The sequence below is a fragment of the Pseudomonas sp. p21 genome (assembly GCF_001642705.1).
Lineage (GTDB): Bacteria > Pseudomonadota > Gammaproteobacteria > Pseudomonadales > Pseudomonadaceae > Aquipseudomonas.
Window position 1 is genome coordinate 685,262 of the sequence record NZ_LWBV01000002.1, and the last position, 17,646, is coordinate 702,907.

At 63.7% G+C, this 17,646-nt stretch carries 17 protein-coding genes and 1 pseudogene; 11 read left to right on the forward strand and 7 right to left on the reverse strand.

Annotation, left to right across the window (positions count from 1 at the left end):
* Positions 1 to 28: 28 nt before the first annotated feature.
* Positions 29 to 709, reverse strand: coding sequence for a DNA repair protein RadC (gene radC, locus A4C63_RS08045; protein WP_063912229.1), 681 nt, complete (start codon positions 707 to 709; stop codon positions 29 to 31).
* Between the two features lie 128 nt (positions 710 to 837).
* Between radC and coaBC the strand changes: the two genes are divergently transcribed.
* The 4 genes and pseudogenes from coaBC (at position 838) to argB (ending at position 4,958) form a co-directional block, all read left to right on the forward strand.
* Positions 838 to 2,049, forward strand: coding sequence for a bifunctional phosphopantothenoylcysteine decarboxylase/phosphopantothenate--cysteine ligase CoaBC (coaBC, locus tag A4C63_RS08050; RefSeq protein WP_012274821.1), 1,212 nt, complete (start codon positions 838 to 840; stop codon positions 2,047 to 2,049).
* Between the two features lie 5 nt (positions 2,050 to 2,054).
* Complete coding sequence (dut, locus tag A4C63_RS08055; RefSeq protein ID WP_063912230.1) at positions 2,055 to 2,510, forward strand: dUTP diphosphatase; 456 nt, start codon at positions 2,055 to 2,057, stop codon at positions 2,508 to 2,510.
* 144 nt (positions 2,511 to 2,654) lie between these two features.
* Positions 2,655 to 4,022, forward strand: a pseudogene (locus A4C63_RS08060) (phosphomannomutase/phosphoglucomutase); the annotation flags it as partial.
* Between the two features lie 30 nt (positions 4,023 to 4,052).
* A complete protein-coding gene (argB, locus tag A4C63_RS08065) occupies positions 4,053 to 4,958 on the forward strand; it encodes an acetylglutamate kinase (RefSeq protein ID WP_003258198.1) in 906 nt (301 codons plus the stop codon).
* A gap of 175 nt (positions 4,959 to 5,133) precedes the next feature.
* On the opposite strand, the gene pyrE is transcribed toward argB, so the two are convergent.
* Positions 5,134 to 5,775, reverse strand: a complete 642-nt coding sequence (pyrE, locus tag A4C63_RS08070; protein ID WP_003253405.1) for an orotate phosphoribosyltransferase — start codon at positions 5,773 to 5,775, stop codon at positions 5,134 to 5,136.
* Positions 5,776 to 5,855: 80 nt separating this feature from the next.
* Between pyrE and A4C63_RS08075 the strand changes: the two genes are divergently transcribed.
* Entirely contained in the window at positions 5,856 to 6,635 is a 780-nt protein-coding gene (locus A4C63_RS08075; protein WP_003253401.1) for an exodeoxyribonuclease III, read from the forward strand.
* Positions 6,636 to 6,667: 32 nt separating this feature from the next.
* Here A4C63_RS08075 and A4C63_RS08080 read toward each other — a convergent pair whose 3' ends face one another.
* Both A4C63_RS08080 and rph read right to left on the reverse strand, forming a co-directional pair.
* A complete protein-coding gene (locus tag A4C63_RS08080) occupies positions 6,668 to 7,036 on the reverse strand; it encodes a DUF4870 domain-containing protein (protein ID WP_003258195.1) in 369 nt (122 codons plus the stop codon).
* Positions 7,037 to 7,059: 23 nt separating this feature from the next.
* Positions 7,060 to 7,782, reverse strand: coding sequence for a ribonuclease PH (gene rph, locus A4C63_RS08085; protein WP_013974792.1), 723 nt, complete (start codon positions 7,780 to 7,782; stop codon positions 7,060 to 7,062).
* Between the two features lie 228 nt (positions 7,783 to 8,010).
* Here rph and A4C63_RS08090 point away from each other — a divergent pair, with 228 nt between their 5' ends.
* Together A4C63_RS08090 and gmk are read left to right on the forward strand one after the other, a co-directional pair.
* On the forward strand, positions 8,011 to 8,874 hold the full coding sequence (locus A4C63_RS08090) for a YicC/YloC family endoribonuclease (RefSeq protein WP_063912232.1): 864 nt from the start codon (positions 8,011 to 8,013) through the stop codon (positions 8,872 to 8,874).
* Between the two features lie 13 nt (positions 8,875 to 8,887).
* Positions 8,888 to 9,508 carry a guanylate kinase gene (gene gmk, locus A4C63_RS08095; RefSeq protein WP_063912233.1) on the forward strand — a complete coding sequence of 207 codons (621 nt, stop codon included), beginning with the start codon at positions 8,888 to 8,890 and terminating at the stop codon, positions 9,506 to 9,508.
* A gap of 124 nt (positions 9,509 to 9,632) precedes the next feature.
* Here the strand turns inward: gmk and A4C63_RS08100 are convergent, their stop codons facing one another.
* The 3 genes from A4C63_RS08100 to A4C63_RS08110 form a co-directional block, all read right to left on the reverse strand.
* Positions 9,633 to 11,174: an APC family permease gene (locus A4C63_RS08100; RefSeq protein ID WP_063912234.1), complete on the reverse strand. Its 1,542-nt coding sequence runs from the start codon at positions 11,172 to 11,174 to the stop codon at positions 9,633 to 9,635.
* A 113-nt stretch (positions 11,175 to 11,287) separates the two neighbouring features.
* Entirely contained in the window at positions 11,288 to 12,061 is a 774-nt protein-coding gene (locus A4C63_RS08105; RefSeq protein WP_063912235.1) for a gamma-glutamyl-gamma-aminobutyrate hydrolase family protein, read from the reverse strand.
* Between the two features lie 4 nt (positions 12,062 to 12,065).
* Positions 12,066 to 13,448, reverse strand: coding sequence for a glutamine synthetase family protein (locus A4C63_RS08110; RefSeq protein WP_015272334.1), 1,383 nt, complete (start codon positions 13,446 to 13,448; stop codon positions 12,066 to 12,068).
* A 206-nt stretch (positions 13,449 to 13,654) separates the two neighbouring features.
* On the opposite strand from A4C63_RS08110, the gene A4C63_RS08115 reads away from it, so the two are divergent.
* The 4 genes from A4C63_RS08115 (at position 13,655) to A4C63_RS08130 (ending at position 17,624) form a co-directional block, all read left to right on the forward strand.
* Positions 13,655 to 14,527 carry a LysR family transcriptional regulator gene (locus tag A4C63_RS08115; protein WP_013974798.1) on the forward strand — a complete coding sequence of 291 codons (873 nt, stop codon included), beginning with the start codon at positions 13,655 to 13,657 and terminating at the stop codon, positions 14,525 to 14,527.
* Positions 14,528 to 14,788: 261 nt separating this feature from the next.
* A complete protein-coding gene (rpoZ, locus tag A4C63_RS08120) occupies positions 14,789 to 15,052 on the forward strand; it encodes a DNA-directed RNA polymerase subunit omega (RefSeq protein ID WP_003253383.1) in 264 nt (87 codons plus the stop codon).
* Between the two features lie 59 nt (positions 15,053 to 15,111).
* The gene (spoT, locus tag A4C63_RS08125; protein ID WP_063912236.1) at positions 15,112 to 17,220 is read left to right on the forward strand and encodes a bifunctional GTP diphosphokinase/guanosine-3',5'-bis pyrophosphate 3'-pyrophosphohydrolase; all 2,109 of its coding nucleotides are present in this window, start codon (positions 15,112 to 15,114) and stop codon (positions 17,218 to 17,220) included.
* A 23-nt stretch (positions 17,221 to 17,243) separates the two neighbouring features.
* Positions 17,244 to 17,624 carry a RidA family protein gene (locus A4C63_RS08130; protein ID WP_009684531.1) on the forward strand — a complete coding sequence of 127 codons (381 nt, stop codon included), beginning with the start codon at positions 17,244 to 17,246 and terminating at the stop codon, positions 17,622 to 17,624.
* Positions 17,625 to 17,646: the final 22 nt, after the last annotated feature.

Here is a 17,646-nt window from a genome sequence, read left to right on the forward strand (position 1 = left end):
AAGAGGCCGGAACAGGCAGCACAAGTGCCTAAGCCACAATCCACCCATGCTCGACCATCGACAGCGGCTCCCCGTCACCGATGATGATGTGGTCCAGCACCCGCACATCAATCAACGCCAGCCCCCGTTTCAACGACAAGGTCAAATGCACATCATCCTGGCTCGGCTCGTTGTTGCCTGAAGGATGGTTGTGGCACAGGATCAACGCCGCTGCGTTGTGCAGCAATGCCCGCCGCACTACCTCCCGCGGGTAGACGCTCGCCCGGTCTATCGTGCCCCTGAACAGGATCTCGAACGCCAACGGCCGGTGCTTGGTATCCAGAAACAGGCAACCGAATACTTCACTGGCCTCATGCCGCAGCATGGCCTTGAGATAGCGCCGCACCGCCGCCGGGCCTTCGAGAGCCGTTGCGCGCTCGATGCTCTCATCCAGATAACGCCGGCCAATCTCCAAAAGCGCCTGTAGCTGCGCGTATTTAACAGCACCGATGCCCGGCTCGCGCAACACAGCTTCGCGATCCGCCTCGAGAAACTGCCTGAGCCCGCCAAAACGCACCAGCAGCCCCCGCGCAAGGTCCAGCACATTACGCCCGGCAACCCCCGACCCCAACAGCACGGCGAGCAGTTCGGCATCCGACAGCGCTGCCGCCCCGCGCTGCAACAACTTCTCCCTCGGCCGCTCTTCAGCCGGCCACTCCCTGAAATTCATCCCGCCCCTCTGCCCTTGCTGCGGCCCATTTCGGCCCTGTGTTAATCTATTTCGCCTCGTACATGCGACGTTCTGCCGCAGGCATTCCCAAACGTCGCCGCCCGCTCTCACTGGAAAAAGGCAAGCCTATGCAGCGGCTGTATCGCAAGCGCATCGTTCTCGGCGTGGGTGGCGGCATTGCCGCCTACAAAAGCGCCGAACTGATTCGCCGACTCCTGGAGCACGGCGCGCAGGTGCGCGTCGTCATGACCCGTGGTGGTGCAGAGTTCATCACCCCGCTGACCCTGCAGGCGCTGTCGGGCCACCCGGTGCACATGGACCTGCTCGACCCTGCCGCCGAAGCGGCCATGGGCCATATCGAACTGGCCAAGTGGGCCGATCTGGTGCTGATCGCCCCGGCCACCGCCGACCTCATGGCGCGCATGGCCCAAGGCATGGCCGACGACCTGCTGACCACCCTGGTACTGGCCACCGACGCTACCGTCGCCGTGGCCCCGGCCATGAACCAGGCCATGTGGCGCGACCCGGCCACCCAGGCCAACCTCGAACTGCTCAAGAGCCGTGGCATCCAGGTGTTCGGCCCGGCGTCCGGCAGCCAGGCCTGTGGCGACGTCGGCCTGGGCCGCATGCTCGAAGCCACCGACCTGGCCTGGTGTGCCGCGGAAAGCTTCAAGCGCCAGGCACTGACCGGCAAGCACGTGCTGATCACCGCCGGCCCGACCCAGGAAAACATCGACCCGGTGCGTTACATCACCAATCATAGCTCCGGCAAGATGGGCTTCGCCCTGGCCGAAGCGGCCGCCGAAGCCGGGGCTAGGGTCACCCTCGTCACCGGCCCTGTGCACCTGCCGACCCCCGACCGGGTCAGCCGTATCGACGTGGTCAGCGCGCGGGACATGCTCGCAGCCTGTGAAGCGGCCATGCCGTGCGACCTGTTCATCGCCTCGGCGGCGGTCGCGGACTACCGCCCGGAAGTCGTTGCCACGCAAAAACTGAAGAAAGATCCTACGACCGGCGACGGCATGCTGCTGCAGATGGTGCGCAATCCCGATATCCTTGCCACCCTCGCTGGCCGCGCCGACCGCCCGTTCAGCGTCGGCTTCGCCGCCGAAACCGAACACTTGCTCGATTACGCCACGCGCAAGCTCAAGGACAAGAACCTCGACCTGATCGTCGCCAATGATGTGGCCAACCCCAGCATCGGCTTCAACAGCGAAGAAAACGCCTTGACCGTGATCGACCGCCAGCAGCACCAGACCCTCTTCGCGCAGACCAGCAAGGGCAAGATCGCCCGGCAACTGGTCGCCTTCATCGCCGAACGGCTCAATCAGGTTCAATAAGTTACATGCACGCTCTTCAAGCCAAGATCCTCGACCCACGCCTGGGCACCGAATTCCCCCTGCCGCAGTACGCCACCCCCGGCTCCGCCGGCCTGGACCTGCGCGCCCTGCTCAAGGAGGACACCGTCCTCGAGCCAGGCCAGACCCTGCTGATTCCCACCGGCCTGTCGATCTACATCGGCGACCCGGGCCTGGCGGCGGTGATCCTGCCGCGCTCGGGCCTGGGCCATAAGCACGGCATCGTGCTGGGCAACCTGGTCGGGCTGATCGACTCGGACTACCAGGGCGAGTTGATGGTGTCGTGCTGGAACCGCGGCAGCACCCCGTTCACCATCGCCGTTGGCGAGCGCATCGCCCAGCTGGTGCTGGTACCGGTGGTACAAGCCCATTTCGACATCGTCGAAGCGTTCGATGAAAGCCAGCGCGGCGCTGGCGGCTTCGGCCACTCCGGCAGCCACTGAGCCGAGAAATGACCGTTCAGGCCAAGGATGGCGAACTCTCTGGCGAAACCACCGTCCAAGCGTTCAGTTTGCGCCTGCCCAGAAAGCCTTTGACTAATGGAGCTTCCAGAGATGAACGACATGGCCCACCTGGTCCCCGCCGCACTGCCAGACAGCATTTTCCGCGCGTATGACATTCGCGGCGTGGTCGGCAAAACCCTTCACGCCGAAACCGCCTACTGGATCGGCCGCGCCATCGGCGCGCAGACCCTGGCCCAAGGCGAACCGCAGGTTTCGGTCGGCCGCGACGGCCGCCTGTCCGGCCCGATGCTGGTCGAACAGCTGATCAAGGGCCTGGTCGATGCCGGCTGCCAGGTCAGCGACGTCGGCCTGGTGCCTACCCCGGCGCTGTACTACGCAGCCAACGTGCTGGCCGGCAAGTCGGGTGTGATGCTGACCGGTAGCCACAACCCGTCGGACTACAACGGCTTCAAGATCGTCATCGCCGGCGATACCCTGGCCAACAAACAGATCCAGGCCCTGCTGACCCGCCTGAAAACCAATGACCTGACCCTGGCCGAAGGCCGCGTGGAAAAGGTCGAGATCCTCGACCGCTACTTCCAGCAGATCGTCGACGACGTGAAGCTGGCCAGGAAGCTCAAGGTGGTGGTGGACTGCGGCAATGGCGCCGCTGGCGTGGTTGCGCCGCAACTGATCGAAGCCTTGGGCTGCGAAGTGATCCCGCTGTTCTGCGAGGTCGATGGCAACTTCCCCAACCACCACCCGGACCCGGGCAAGCCGGAAAACCTCGAAGACCTGATCGCCAAGGTCAAGGAAACCGGCGCCGACATCGGCCTGGCCTTCGACGGTGACGGCGACCGCGTCGGCGTAGTGACCAACACCGGCAGCATCGTCTACCCCGACCGCCTGCTGATGCTGTTTGCCCAGGACGTGCTGTCGCGCAACCCGGGTGCCGAGATCATCTTCGACGTCAAATGCACCCGCCGCCTGACCCCGCTGATCGAGCAGCACGGCGGCCGCGCGCTGATGTGGAAGACCGGCCACTCGCTGATCAAGAAGAAGATGAAACAGACTGGCTCGCTGCTGGCCGGCGAGATGAGCGGTCACATCTTCATCAAGGAACGCTGGTACGGTTTCGACGACGGCATCTACAGCGCCGCGCGCCTGCTGGAGATCCTCAGCAAGACCGGGCAGAGCGCCGAAAACCTGTTTGCCGCCTTCCCGAACGATATTTCCACGCCGGAAATCAATATTGATGTGACCGACGAGGGTAAATTCAGCATCATTGATGCACTGCAACGCGACGCCGACTGGGGCGACGCCAACCTGACCACCATCGACGGTGTGCGGGTGGATTATGCCCACGGCTGGGGCCTGGTTCGCGCCTCCAACACCACCCCGGTGCTGGTGCTGCGCTTCGAGGCCGACAGCGACGCCGAATTGCAACGTATCAAGGATGTTTTCCGTACTCAGTTGCTGCGGGTTGAGCCTGAGCTGCAACTGCCGTTCTGACCGACTATCTGTTCCTTACAGGAGCCCTGCATGACCCTCGATCGCGATGCCGCTTCCCATGTAGCCGAGGTTTTGTCCGAAGCACTGCCTTACATCCGCCGCTTTGTCGGCAAGACCCTGGTGATCAAGTACGGCGGCAACGCGATGGAAAGCGAGGAGCTCAAGACCGGCTTCGCCCGTGACATCGTGCTGATGAAGGCTGTGGGCATCAACCCGGTGGTGGTCCACGGTGGTGGCCCGCAAATCGGCGACCTGCTCAAGCGCCTGTCGATCGAAAGCCACTTCATCGACGGCATGCGCGTCACCGACTCGGCGACCATGGACGTGGTGGAGATGGTGCTGGGTGGCCAGGTCAACAAGGACATCGTCAACCTGATCAACCGCCACGGCGGCAGCGCCATCGGCCTGACCGGCAAGGACGCGGAGCTGATCCGCGCCCGCAAGCTGACCGTCAGCCGCCAGACGCCCGAAATGACCACCCCGGAAATCATCGATATCGGCCACGTGGGCGAAGTAGTGAGCGTGAACACCGACCTGCTGAACATGCTGGTGAAGGGCGACTTCATCCCGGTGATCGCGCCGATCGGCGTGGGTGCCAACGGTGAGTCGTACAACATCAACGCCGACCTGGTGGCGGGCAAGGTAGCCGAGGCGCTGAAGGCCGAGAAGCTGATGCTGCTGACCAACATCGCCGGCCTGATGGACAAGCAGGGCGAGGTGCTGACCGGCCTGACCACCGAGCAGGTCAACGAACTGATCGCCGACGGCACCATCTACGGCGGCATGCTGCCGAAGATCAAGTGCGCGCTGGATGCGGTGCAGGGCGGTGTGAACAGCTCGCACATCATCGACGGCCGCGTGCCGAATGCGGTGCTGCTGGAGATCTTCACCGACAGCGGCGTGGGTACCCTGATTACCAACCGCAAGCAGCGCTGATCGTTAACCTGTTCCGGCCTCTTCGCGGGTAAACCCGCTCCCACAGGTACAGCACCGCCTTTGAGGGCTGTGGAGATCCTGTGGGAGCGGGTTTACCCGCGAAGAGGCCGGAACAGGTGAAACAAAAAAGGCGACCCTCATGCGAAGGTCGCCTTTTTCATTTCCGGGCCTCGAATCAGATACCGTACTGCGCCCGGTAAGCCTCGACAGCCGGCAGATGCTGCTTCAGCTGCGGGTCATCGGCCAGGAACTCCAGCACCTGGGTCAGCGAAACGATGCTGACCACCGGGATACCGAAGTCGCGCTCCACTTCCTGGATCGCCGACAGCTCGCCATTGCCACGCTCTTCGCGGTTCAGCGCGATCAGCACGCCGGCGGCCTTGGCCTGCTGGGCATTGATGATCTGCATGACTTCACGAATGGCGGTACCGGCGGTGATCACGTCGTCGATGATCAGCACGTCACCGGCCAGCGGTGCACCGACCAGGCTGCCGCCTTCGCCGTGGTCCTTGGCTTCCTTGCGGTTGAAGCACCATGGCACGTCGAGCTGATGCTGATCGGCAAGGGCCACGGCAGTCGTCGCTGCCAGCGGGATACCCTTGTAGGCCGGGCCGAACAGCACATCGAACGGGATCTTGCTGTCGACGATGGCTGCGGCATAGCAACGCCCCAGTTCGGCCAGGGCGGAACCGGTGTTGAACAGGCCGGCATTGAAGAAATACGGGCTGGTACGCCCCGATTTCAGGGTGAATTCACCGAAACGCAGTACCCCGCGATCGATGGCAAAACGGATGAAGTCGCGCTGATACGGCTGCATGGATAGTCCCGGACACCACGGATTTAGCTAAATGGTTTGAGCTCGGGTATCATACACGCACGAGATTTTTGGGGCCATTTATGCGGATCATCAGTGTGAACGTAAATGGCATTCAGGCTGCGGCCGAGCGTGGTTTGCTCAGCTGGCTGCAAGCCCAGAATGCCGACGTCATCTGCCTTCAGGATACCCGCGCCTCGGCCTTTGAACTCGATGACCCAGCTTTCCAGCTCGATGGCTATTTCCTTTATGCCTGCGACGCGGAGGTGCCTGCCCAAGGTGGTGTGGCCCTGTATTCGCGCATGCAGCCCAAGGCAGTCATCACCGGCCTGGGCTTCGAGACAGCCGACCGCTACGGGCGTTACCTGCAAGCAGATTTCGACAAAGTCAGTATTGCCAGCCTGCTGCTGCCTTCGGGCATGAACGGCGACGAAGACTTGAACCAGAAGTTCAAGTTGATGGACGACTTCGCCAAATACCTGGACAAACAGCGTCGCAAGCGTCGCGAGTACATCTACTGCGGCTCGTTCTACGTGGCGCAGCAGAAGCTCGACATCAAGAACTGGCGTGACAGCCAGCAGTCGCCGGGCTTCCTGGCGCCGGAGCGCGCCTGGATGGATGCGATCACTGGCGAGATGGGTTACGTCGATGCCCTGCGCGAAGTCAGCCGTGAAGGCGACCAGTACAGCTGGTGGCCGGACAACGAGCAGGCCGAGATGCTCAACCTGGGCTACCGGTTCGACTACCAGATCCTCACCCCGGGCCTGCGCCGCTTCGTACGCAATGCCCGCCTGCCGCGTCAGCCGCGCTTCTCCCAGCATGCGCCGCTGATCGTCGACTATGACTGGACGTTGACCATCTAAACGCAATTGGGGCTGCTTTGCAGCCCCAATTGCTATTTGATCGGCCGCCAGATCATCGGGTAGCGATACGGCTTGCCCTCATTCGCCCGCACCGCCGCAATGATGATCAGGATCATCACCGCGACCATCAGCATGGCGAACAGCACCAGCCCGATGAACACGAACATCAGCAGGAAGCAGATGAAGCCGGCAATGGTCACGCTGATCTGAAAGTTCAGCGCCTCTTTGCCCTGGGCGTCGATGAAAGGGTCTTGCTCACGCTTGAGGTGCCACAGCACCAGCGGGCCCAGCAGGTGCCCGAGCGGCACCACCAGGCCCAGCAGCGCGGAGAGGTGGCAGAACATCGCCCATTGCCGGATTTCGGCATTGGGCGGGGTGATCGACAGGTTCGATTCGCTCATGCCCCGCACCTCCCTGGCTGGGTTCAGTCGGCCAGTGCCGCCTGCTGCAGTTCGAAGATCTCGCTCATGCCCTTCTGTGCCAGGGCGAGCATGGCATTGAAGTCTTCAGGCTGGAACGGCGCGCCTTCGGCAGTACCCTGCACTTCAATGAAGCCACCGGCGCTGGTCATGACCACGTTCAGGTCGGTTTCGGCGGCAGAGTCTTCCAGGTAGTCCAGGTCGAGCACCGCTTCGCCTTGGTACATGCCCACCGACACGGCGGCGATCATGTGCTTGAGCGGGTTGCCGGCCTTCAGGCCACCGCGCTTCTTGATCACCGCCAGGGCATCGCACAGGGCGACCATGGCACCGGTGATGGAGGCGGTACGGGTGCCACCATCGGCCTGGATCACGTCGCAATCGACGTACAGGGTGATGTCACCGAGCTTGCTCATGTCCAGCGCGGCGCGCAGCGAACGGCCGATCAGGCGCTGGATTTCCAGGGTGCGACCACCCTGCTTGCCACGGCTGGCTTCACGTTGGTTACGCTCGCCGGTGGAGCGCGGCAGCATGCCGTATTCGGCGGTCAGCCAGCCTTGGCCCTGGCCTTTGAGGAAGCGCGGCACACCGTTTTCCACGCTGACCGTGCAGATGACCTTGGTGTCACCGAACTCGACCAGTACCGACCCTTCGGCGTGCTTGGTGTAGTTGCGGGTGATGCGGATCGAGCGGAGCTGATCGGCGGCGCGACCACTTGGACGTTTCATCTGGGATACCTGTACTGGGACTTTGAATCTGCCGAGCATTATAGAGCCCGCAGCCCGGGGAAGACATGCCTATTGTCGCGCCCGGCACTGCCCGTCGCCTTTTCCTACTGGCCAGGCCACCCGTCGGTAACATGGGTGGATTGGGCGCCAAGGCCCCACTGCGCTACAATCCTGCGCCTTGCAGCCGAGAGGCTCCCACCGTTCATTCATCTACGCGAGGTACTCCCCATGGTGCACAGCATGACCGCTTTTGCTCGTGTCGAGCGCGCCGGCAGCCAAGGCACCCTGGTCTGGGAGCTGCGCTCGGTCAACCACCGTTACCTGGAACCGCACCTGCGCCTGCCCGAGGCCCTGCGCGACCTCGAAGGCGCCGTGCGTGAAGGCCTGCGCCAGGGCCTGTCGCGGGGCAAGGTGGAATGCACCTTGCGCCTCAACGAAGACAGCAACGGCAAACCGCTGAAGGTGGACCGCGAGCGCGCAGCACAGCTGGTTGCCGCCGCCGAGGAAGTGGCCGGCCTGATCAAGCAGCCGGCCCCCCTGAACCCGCTGGAGGTGCTGTCCTGGCCTGGCGTGCTGGTGGCCGACGCCAGCGACCCGCAGGCACTGAATAGCGAAGCCATGGCACTGTTCGATGAAGCGCTGGCCGAGCTCAAGGCCGGGCGCCAGCGTGAAGGCCAGGAACTGGCCCGGCTGATCAACGAGCGCCTGGACAACATGGCCAGCGAAGTCACCACCCTGCGCGCCCTGGTGCCGCAGATGCTGGCGGCGCAGCGGCAGAAGATCCTCGACCGCTTCGGCGACATGCAGGCCGAACTCGACCCGCAACGCCTGGAGCAGGAGATGGTGCTGCTGGCCCAGAAGAGCGACGTGGCCGAGGAACTCGACCGCCTCAGCACCCACGTCACCGAAGTGCGCCGGGTGCTCAAGGGTGGCGGTGCCGCCGGCCGGCGCCTGGACTTCCTGATGCAGGAACTCAACCGCGAGGCCAACACCCTCGGCTCCAAGGCCTTCGACCCACGCAGCACGCAAGCGGCGGTCAACCTGAAGGTATTGATCGAACAGATGCGTGAACAAGTACAGAACATCGAGTAAGGCCACCCCGACCATGAACCACAGCAGCGGCACCCTCTACATCGTTTCGGCTCCTTCGGGCGCCGGCAAGACCAGCCTGGTCACCGCCCTGACCAAGGACGACCAGCAAATCCGCGTCTCGGTCTCGCACACCACCCGCGCCATGCGCCCGGGCGAGCAGCACGGGGTGAACTACCACTTCGTCGTCCACGAGGAATTCAAGGCGCTGATCGCCCAAGGCGACTTCCTGGAGCACGCCGAGGTGTTCGGCAATTTCTACGGCACCTCGCGCAGCGCGCTGCAGCAGACCCTGGACCAGGGTTACGACCTGATCCTGGAAATCGACTGGCAGGGCGCCCAGCAAGTGCGCAAGCTGATGCCGCAGGCGTTGTCGGTGTTCATCCTGCCGCCAAGCCAGCAAGCCCTGCGCCAGCGCCTGGACGGCCGCGGGCAGGACAGCGAAGAGATCATCGCCGGGCGCATGAAGGAAGCGGTCAGCGAGATGGTGCACTACGACGAGTATGACTACGTGATCATCAACGATGACTTCGACGTGGCGCTGGAGGATTTGAAAGCGGTGTTCCGCTCGAATCGCCTGGTGTTGAAGAAGCAGCAGCAGCGCAACAGCGGGCTTCTGAAAGAACTGCTCTCCTGAAAGACCGCATGGGGCTGCTTTGCAGCCCATTCGCAGCACAAGGCTGCTCCTACATCGACGGCGTACATCGCGCCATTGTAGGAGCAGCCTTGTGCTGCGAATGGGGCGCGAAGCGCCCCCAGCCTTATTCCTGCAGTGGCAAGGTAGCCTGCTGACGCAGGGTAGCCCCCAGGAAGTACGCCGGCGCGCGCATGCGCGACAGCATCATCAGCGCGATGCCGAGCACCGAGATGATCGCGGCAATCACGAACACCAGCCCCAACCCGCCCACATGGGAGCCGCTACCGAAGTCCGGCGAGGCACTGTCGATGGCGGTACGCGCAAAGATCACCGACAAGATCACCCCACCCACCAGCGGGCACAGGCCGCGCATGATGAAGTGGCGCAGGCTGTCGAACAGGCTGTGGCGGAAATACCAGACGCAGGCGAACGCGGTCAGCGAATAGTAGAAACAGATCATCATGCCCAGCGCGGTAATGGTATCGGCCAGCACGTTCTCGCTCAGGGTACGCATGGTCACGTAGAACAAGCCTGCGGCCAGGCCGGCGCAGATGGTGGCGTAGCGCGGGGTTTGCGAACGCGGGCAGACGCTGGCGAACTTTTGCGGTACCGCGCCGTAGTAACCCATGGCCAACAGGGTGCGCGCCGGCGCCACGAAGGTCGACTGCAGCGAAGCCGCCGTGCTGGCCAGCACGGCGATGGACATCAGGATCGCCAGCGGCCCCATGACCGGGCCGGCCAGGTGGGCAAACACGTTTTCCTGGATGCGCGGGTTGTTCAGGCCCAGGCCAGTTTCACTGATACCGGCAAACTGCAGGGTGGCGATGGCGGTAAACAGGTACAGGCCGAGGATCAACATCACGGTCCAGGTGGCAGCCTTGCCCGGCACCTCTTCACTGCCCACCGACTCTTCGCTGACGGTCAGGCACGTGTCCCAGCCCCAGAAGATGAAGATCGACAGCGAAAGCCCGGCGGCGAAGGCCGAGAACGACTCGACGCCGAACGGGTTGAACCAGGCGAAATCGAATTCCAGCGGTGGCGGCGCGGTGGTTTCGCCGAAAGCGGCAAAGGCGAAGCCGATCAGCACCAGCAACTGCAGGGCCACCAGGCCGTACTGCACGGTCATGGTGGTGGTCATGCCGCGGCAGCAGATCCACACCGCCAAGGCGATGAACACGCAACAAGTGGTTATGTTGATGAGCAGGTTGTCGGCCAATGCCGCCAGCTCATGCTTGCCGGTGATCTGGCCAAGGAACAGGTAGAAGAAATCGACCGCCACCCCTGCCAGGTTCGACAACACGATGGTGGTGGCGACCACCAGGCCCCAGCCGCCGATCCAGCCGATCATCGGGCCGAAGGCACGCGCCGACCAGGTAAACGAAGTACCGCTGTCCGGCTCCGCCGAGTTCAGTTCGCGGTAGCCCAAGGCCACCAGCAGCATCGGCAGGAAGCCGACGATGAACACGGCGGGCAGGTGCGCACCCACTTCACGCACGGTCGGGCCAAGGGCGCCGGTCAGGGTGTAGACCGGGGCGATGGTGGAAATGCCCAGCACCACGCTGGCCAGCAAGCCCAGCCGGCCTGTGGCCAGGCCCTTGCTGCGCTGGGTATTGCCCGCGTCGGCCGCCACATCGGGTGGGCGGCCGGCTTCTGTGTAATTGCTCATGAGTATTTGCCGTAAATTTTGGAATTGTTTTCACAGGCCTTGCGTACAAGGCCCGCTTTCACTCATTGAAAGCTTGCTGCCGGGAACAAGTCATCCGAGACCTTCGGGTGACGTCAGAATGCCTCCTGCCGTGCGCCCTCCCGTGCTGCGTAGGCAATGCAGGCCTCGCGAAACGCCTGGAACAGGCGCAGCGAGACCGGGTTTTCGGTAAATCGCCACTCCGGGTGCCACTGCACGCCGAGCACAAAGCCCGGCGCCGCAGGCATGGACACCGCTTCGATCAGGCCATCCGGGGCCCGTGCCTCGACGCGCAGGCCCGGGGCCAGGCGGTCGATGCCCTGGCTGTGCAGCGAGTTGACCTCGAACTGCTCAGCCAGGCCCAGGCGCTCGAACATCCCGCCAGGCTCGATGCCGACAGGGTGACGAGGGCCGTATTGCACCTCCAGGGGTGCGTCCTCAGGTTCACGGTGGTCAAGGTAGCCGGGCAGTTCCTGCACGCGCTGGTGCAGGCTGCCGCCCAGGGCCACGTTCAGTTCCTGATAGCCACGGCAGATACAGAACACCGGCACGCCGGCGGCAATGGCCGCCTGCAGCAGCGGCAGGGTCAGGCGATCGCGTGCCAGATCGTGCCGGGTACCTGCCGCGCTGGGGGCGCCATTGTAATGATGCGGTTCGATATTTGAAGGTGAGCCGGTAAAAACAATGCCGTGCAGGCGGGCCAGCAGCGCCTGCGTGTCGCTGCCCCCGTCACGGGCCGGCAAGATCAGTGGCAAGCCGGCAAAGCCGGCCGCCTCGACATACTTGTCGCCTACCGTGTGCGACGAGTTCTTCCCCACCTGCTGGCGGCAGGCGCTGACGCCGATCAAGGGGACCGCATTTGCGCTCATGGGCTTACACCGTGTGCAGGTACCAGTTGTACTCGAGGTCGGAAATCGACACTTCGAACTCGGCCAGTTCGCTTTCCTTGCAGGCCACGAAGATATCGATGTAGTCCGGGCTGATGTATTGGTTGAGGACTTCGCTGTCGTCCAGCGCGCGCAGGGCATCGCGCAGGTTGTTCGGCAGGCTCTGCTCCAGCTGTTCGTAGGAGTTGCCTTCGATCGGTGCCTGGGGCTCGACCTGGTTGGTCAGGCCGTGGTGAACGCCAGCGAGGATCGCCGCGAGCATCAGGTACGGGTTGGCGTCGGCACCAGCCACGCGGTGCTCGAGACGCACGTTGTCGCTGCTGTCAGTGGGCACGCGTACGGCCACGGTGCGGTTGTCCAGGCCCCAGCTTGGCGCATTGGGCACGTAGAACTGCGCACCGAAGCGGCGGTAGGAGTTGATGTTCGGGCAGAGGAAGGCCATCGACGCCGGCATGGTTTCCAGCACGCCACCGATGGCGTGGCGCAGCGCATCGCTTTGCAGCGGGTCGTCACTGGCAAAGATGTTCTTGCCGGTTTTCTTGTCCAGCAAGGAAATGTGCACGTGCAGGCCATTGCCTGCCTGGCCCGGGTAGGGCTTGGCCATGAAGGTGGTGTCCATTTCATGGTCGTAGGCGACGTTCTTGATCAGGCGCTTGAGCAGGATCGCGTAGTCGCAGGCCTTCAGTGGGTCGGCCACATGGTGCAGGTTGACCTCGAACTGTGCCGGGGCACTTTCCTTGACGATGGCGTCGGCGGGAAGGCCCTGCTCCTTGGCCGCTTCGAGCATGTCCTGCAGGCAGTCGGCATATTCGTCGAGGTCGTCGATCAGGTACACCTGGGTCGACTGCGGGCGCTTGCCGGAAATCGGCGAGCGCGGCGGCTGCGGGCGACCGTTGAGGTTGTCCTGGTCGATCAGGTAGAACTCCAGCTCGAACGCGGCGCAGATATCCAGGCCCAGGTCGTCGAACTTGCTCACTACCTGGCGCAGCACTTCGCGCGGGTCGGCGAAGAACGGCTGGCCATCCAGCTCGTGCATGGTCATCAGCAGCTGGGCGGTGGGGCGCTTCTGCCACGGCTCGTCCGACAGCGTGCCGGGGATCGGGAAGCAGATGCGGTCGGCATCGCCGATGTCCAGGCCAAGGCCGGTGCTCTCGACGGTGGAACCGTTGATGTCCAGGGCGAACAGCGATGCCGGCAGGTTGATGCCCTTCTCGTACACCTTGTGCAGGCTGGCCCGCTCGATGCGCTTGCCACGTACCACGCCGTTCATGTCGGAGATCAGCAGGTCGACGTACTGCGTGTCCGGATGGGCCTGGAGGAAGTCATTCATCTCGCTGGAAGAACTGGCGCACGGGGTTACCGACGTCATGGCTGTACATCCTTTGATTTGCTGCGGCGATGTGGGGATACGGCTGGCGCCTCATGGGCGACGATGGTTGCAGCTGTTGTTCTTTTCACTTTCCCATCGTGGGGACTGGTTACCCGACCGGGCGCATTGATTCCCGGGGGCCGTTCCACTATAAAATGGCCAAAACGCAACAGACATTGGCAATTCGGCAAGCAGAGCGTGCACCAATGCAATATCAGATTACCCATGCCGACCTTTCCCTGGTCCTGGCCCTGGAACGTGGCCGCTCGCTGGCCAAGGCTGCCGAGCTGCTCAAGGTCGACGTGTCGACGGTGTTCCGCTCGATCCGCCGGCTGGAGTCGGCGCTGGGCACCGCCTTGTTCGTCAAGAGCCGCAAGGGCTACCTGCCGACCGACACCGCCCAGGCCCTGGCCGAGCAGGCCGAACGCGCCGAGCAGGCGCTGGAGGCGGCGCGCATCGCCATGACCAGTGGCGAGCAGGTGGTCAGCGGCACGGTGCGGCTGACCTGTACCGAAGCGGTGATGCACAGCCTGCTGCTGCCGGCGCTGGCCGAGTTCATGCCCAACTACCCGGCCTTGTCGCTGGAAATGGGCACCTCCAATACCTTCGCCAACCTCAGCCGGCGCGATGCCGACATTGCCCTGCGCCTGACCAACACGCCGCCGGAGCACCTGGTGGGCCGCAACCTGGGGTCCACCTCCTACGTGGTCTGCGGCCAACCGCAGTGGCGCGAGCGCCTGGCCGAGTCACCTGCCAGCGTGCCGTGGATCGCCCCCGACGACTCGATGCAGGACCACCCCACGGTGGTCTGGCGCAACCAGCAGCACCCGGGGTTGAGCCCGCGCTACCAGTGCAGCGGCATGTCGACCATCGCCCAGCTGGTCACGGCCGGGCTCGGCGTGGCGGCGTTGCCGGACTACATGGTGCACGCGCTGCCCGGGGTGGATGCGCTGAGCGGGCCGCTGCCGGGTTGCGACACCCAGCTGTGGCTGCTGACCCGGCCCGATTGCCGGGCGTTGCGCTCGGTGCAGACCCTGTTCGAGGAGCTGACCCCGCGGTTGCGTGACGCGATGCTCTGAGGTTATCGTCAAGCTCAAGTGATAGGGTGTCTGTTCCGGCCCTTTCACGGCTGAAGCCGCACCCACAGGGTGCGGTGATGAACCTGAGAACAATGCGGTCCCTGTGGGAGCGGCTTTAGCCGCGAAGAAGGCAATACAGGGCTTGAAGGTAACCACCCGACAAAACAGCGCTTCCCTATTGGCTGGTGATTTTTTAAACTATCGAGTCCGCCTGCCCACTATTGGGCTGCACGCCCACCGCAATTGCTACTGAGGAAGACCATGGCCCGCGTAACTGTTGAAGACTGCCTGGAACACGTGGATAACCGCTTTGAGCTGGTCATGCTCTCGACCAAGCGCGCTCGCCAGCTGGCGACCGGCGGCAAAGAGCCACGCGTTGCGTGGGAAAACGACAAGCCGACCGTTGTTGCCCTGCGTGAAATCGCCGAAGGCATCGTCACCAACGAGTTCATCGCCGCTGAAGAGATCGTCACCGAGGATCCGGTGTTCGCCGCGTTCGAGGACGAGAACAACGAGGCTGTCTGATTGATGCCAGGTCGAAGTCGCACGGCGCAAGGCCCCCTTCCTCGGCAGGAGGTGAACCCATGCCGGGTATAGAAGCCTTGGCCGAACGGCTGTCGACCTATCTTGGCCCGGAACAGGTCAACCTGGTCCGGCGCGCCTATTTCTACGCCGAACAGGCCCACGATGGGCAGCGCCGCCGCAGTGGCGAGCCCTACGTGACCCACCCGCTGGCCGTGGCCAGCATCCTCGCCGACATGCACATGGACCATCAGAGCCTGATGGCGGCCATGCTGCACGACGTGATCGAAGACACCGGCATCGCCAAGGAAGCCCTCAGCCAGCAGTTTGGCGAGACCGTGGCCGAACTGGTCGATGGGGTCAGCAAGCTGACCCAGATGAACTTCGAGACCAAGGCCGAGGCGCAGGCCGAGAACTTCCAGAAAATGGCCATGGCCATGGCCCGCGATATCCGCGTGATCCTGGTCAAGCTGGCCGACCGCCTGCACAACATGCGCACCCTGGAGGTGCTGTCCGGCGAAAAACGCCGGCGCATCGCCAAGGAAACCCTCGAGATCTACGCCCCCATCGCCAACCGCCTGGGCATGCACACCGTGCGCGTGGAGTTCGAGGACCTCGGCTTCAAGGCCATGCACCCGATGCGCTCGTCACTGATCCACCGGGCAGTGAAAAGCGCACGCGGCAACCGCAAAGAGATCGTCGCCAAGATCGAGCACTCGCTGGCCAACTGCCTGGCCGCCGACGGCATCGCGGGCGAGGTCAGCGGCCGGCAGAAGCACCTCTATGGCATCTACAAGAAGATGCGTGGCAAGCGCCGCGCCTTCAACGAGATCATGGACGTGTACGCCTTCCGCATCGTCGTCGACAAGGTCGACACCTGCTATCGCGTGCTCGGCGCCGTGCACAACCTGTACAAGCCGCTGCCCGGTCGCTTCAAGGATTACATCGCGATCCCCAAGGCCAACGGCTACCAGTCGTTGCACACCACGCTGTTCGGCATGCACGGCGTGCCCATCGAAATCCAGATCCGCACCCGCGAGATGGAAGAGATGGCCAACAACGGCATCGCTGCGCACTGGCTGTACAAGTCCAACGACGACGAGCAGCCCAAGGGCAGCCACGCCCGTGCCCGCCAGTGGGTCAAGGGCATCCTCGAACTGCAGCAACGTGCCGGCAACTCGCTGGAATTCATCGAGAGCGTGAAGATCGACCTGTTCCCGGACGAGGTCTACGTGTTCACGCCCAAAGGCCGCATCATGGAGCTGCCCAAAGGCTCCACGGCCGTCGACTTCGCCTACGCGGTGCACACCGACGTCGGCAACAGCTGCATCGCCTGCCGCATCAACCGCCGCCTGGCGCCGCTGTCCGAACCGCTGCAAAGCGGCTCCACGGTGGAAATCGTCAGCGCCCCGGGCGCACGGCCGAACCCGGCCTGGCTCAACTTCGTGGTTACCGGCAAGGCGCGCACGCACATCCGCCACGCGCTCAAGCAGCAGCGTCGCTCCGAGTCCATCAGCCTGGGCGAACGCCTGCTGAACAAGGTGCTCACCGGCTTCGACAGCAGCCTGGAGAGAATCCCCCAGGAACGTATCCAGGCGATTCTCGCCGAGTACCGCCTGGAACTGATCGAAGACCTGCTCGAAGACATCGGCCTGGGCAACCGCATGGCCTACGTGGTCGCGCGCCGCCTGCTGTCGGCCGAAGGCGAGCAGTTGCCGGCACCGGAAGGCCCGCTGGCGATCCGCGGTACCGAAGGCCTGGTGCTGAGCTACGCCAAGTGCTGCACGCCGATCCCGGGAGACCCGATCGTCGGCCACCTGTCAGCCGGCAAGGGCATGGTCGTGCACCTGGAAAACTGCCGCAACATCAGTGAAATCCGCCACAACCCGGAGAAATGCGTACAGCTCTCCTGGGCCAAGGACATCACCGGTGAATTCAATGTCGAGTTGCGTGTCGAACTGGAGCACCAGCGCGGCCTGATTGCCCTGCTGGCCAGCAGTGTCAACGCCGCCGACGGCAACATCGAGAAGATCAGCATGGACGAACGCGACGGCCGTATCAGCGTGGTCCAACTGGTGGTCAGCGTGCACGACCGCGTGCACCTGGCGCGTGTGATCAAGAAGCTGCGTACCCTGACCGGTGTGGTCCGCATCACCCGCATGCGTACGTAGTCCGCCAACCGCAAGGAGTCATCATGAGCAAGACCGTCATCAACAGCGACAAGGCCCCTGCCGCCATCGGCACCTACTCGCAGGCGATCAAGGCCGGCAACACCGTGTACATGTCGGGCCAGATCCCGCTGGACCCGAAGACCATGGAGCTGGTCGAAGGCTTCGAAGCCCAGACCGTACAGGTGTTCGAGAACCTCAAGGCCGTGGCTGAAGCCGCTGGCGGTTCGTTCAAGGACATCGTCAAGCTGAACATCTTCCTCACCGACCTGAGCCACTTCGCCAAGGTCAACGAGGTGATGGGCCGCTACTTCGAGCAGCCGTACCCGGCCCGCGCCGCCATCGGCGTTGCCGCGCTGCCGAAAGGCGCCCAGGTCGAAATGGACGCCATCCTGGTCATCGAATGATGCCCCGGTGACGGGCGCCCTG

What these genes read in the sequence shown, in the direction of transcription:
- radC (WP_063912229.1), bottom strand. Translation starts at nt 709, where the DNA reads ATGAATTTCAGGGAGTGGCCGGCTGAAGAGCGGCCGAGGGAGAAGTTG.
- coaBC (WP_012274821.1), top strand. Translation starts at nt 838, where the DNA reads ATGCAGCGGCTGTATCGCAAGCGCATCGTTCTCGGCGTGGGTGGCGGC.
- dut (WP_063912230.1), top strand. Translation starts at nt 2,055, where the DNA reads ATGCACGCTCTTCAAGCCAAGATCCTCGACCCACGCCTGGGCACCGAA.
- argB (WP_003258198.1), top strand. Translation starts at nt 4,053, where the DNA reads ATGACCCTCGATCGCGATGCCGCTTCCCATGTAGCCGAGGTTTTGTCC.
- pyrE (WP_003253405.1), bottom strand. Translation starts at nt 5,775, where the DNA reads ATGCAGCCGTATCAGCGCGACTTCATCCGTTTTGCCATCGATCGCGGG.
- A4C63_RS08075 (WP_003253401.1), top strand. Translation starts at nt 5,856, where the DNA reads ATGCGGATCATCAGTGTGAACGTAAATGGCATTCAGGCTGCGGCCGAG.
- A4C63_RS08080 (WP_003258195.1), bottom strand. Translation starts at nt 7,036, where the DNA reads ATGAGCGAATCGAACCTGTCGATCACCCCGCCCAATGCCGAAATCCGG.
- rph (WP_013974792.1), bottom strand. Translation starts at nt 7,782, where the DNA reads ATGAAACGTCCAAGTGGTCGCGCCGCCGATCAGCTCCGCTCGATCCGC.
- A4C63_RS08090 (WP_063912232.1), top strand. Translation starts at nt 8,011, where the DNA reads ATGGTGCACAGCATGACCGCTTTTGCTCGTGTCGAGCGCGCCGGCAGC.
- gmk (WP_063912233.1), top strand. Translation starts at nt 8,888, where the DNA reads ATGAACCACAGCAGCGGCACCCTCTACATCGTTTCGGCTCCTTCGGGC.
- A4C63_RS08100 (WP_063912234.1), bottom strand. Translation starts at nt 11,174, where the DNA reads ATGAGCAATTACACAGAAGCCGGCCGCCCACCCGATGTGGCGGCCGAC.
- A4C63_RS08105 (WP_063912235.1), bottom strand. Translation starts at nt 12,061, where the DNA reads ATGAGCGCAAATGCGGTCCCCTTGATCGGCGTCAGCGCCTGCCGCCAG.
- A4C63_RS08110 (WP_015272334.1), bottom strand. Translation starts at nt 13,448, where the DNA reads ATGACGTCGGTAACCCCGTGCGCCAGTTCTTCCAGCGAGATGAATGAC.
- A4C63_RS08115 (WP_013974798.1), top strand. Translation starts at nt 13,655, where the DNA reads ATGCAATATCAGATTACCCATGCCGACCTTTCCCTGGTCCTGGCCCTG.
- rpoZ (WP_003253383.1), top strand. Translation starts at nt 14,789, where the DNA reads ATGGCCCGCGTAACTGTTGAAGACTGCCTGGAACACGTGGATAACCGC.
- spoT (WP_063912236.1), top strand. Translation starts at nt 15,112, where the DNA reads ATGCCGGGTATAGAAGCCTTGGCCGAACGGCTGTCGACCTATCTTGGC.
- A4C63_RS08130 (WP_009684531.1), top strand. Translation starts at nt 17,244, where the DNA reads ATGAGCAAGACCGTCATCAACAGCGACAAGGCCCCTGCCGCCATCGGC.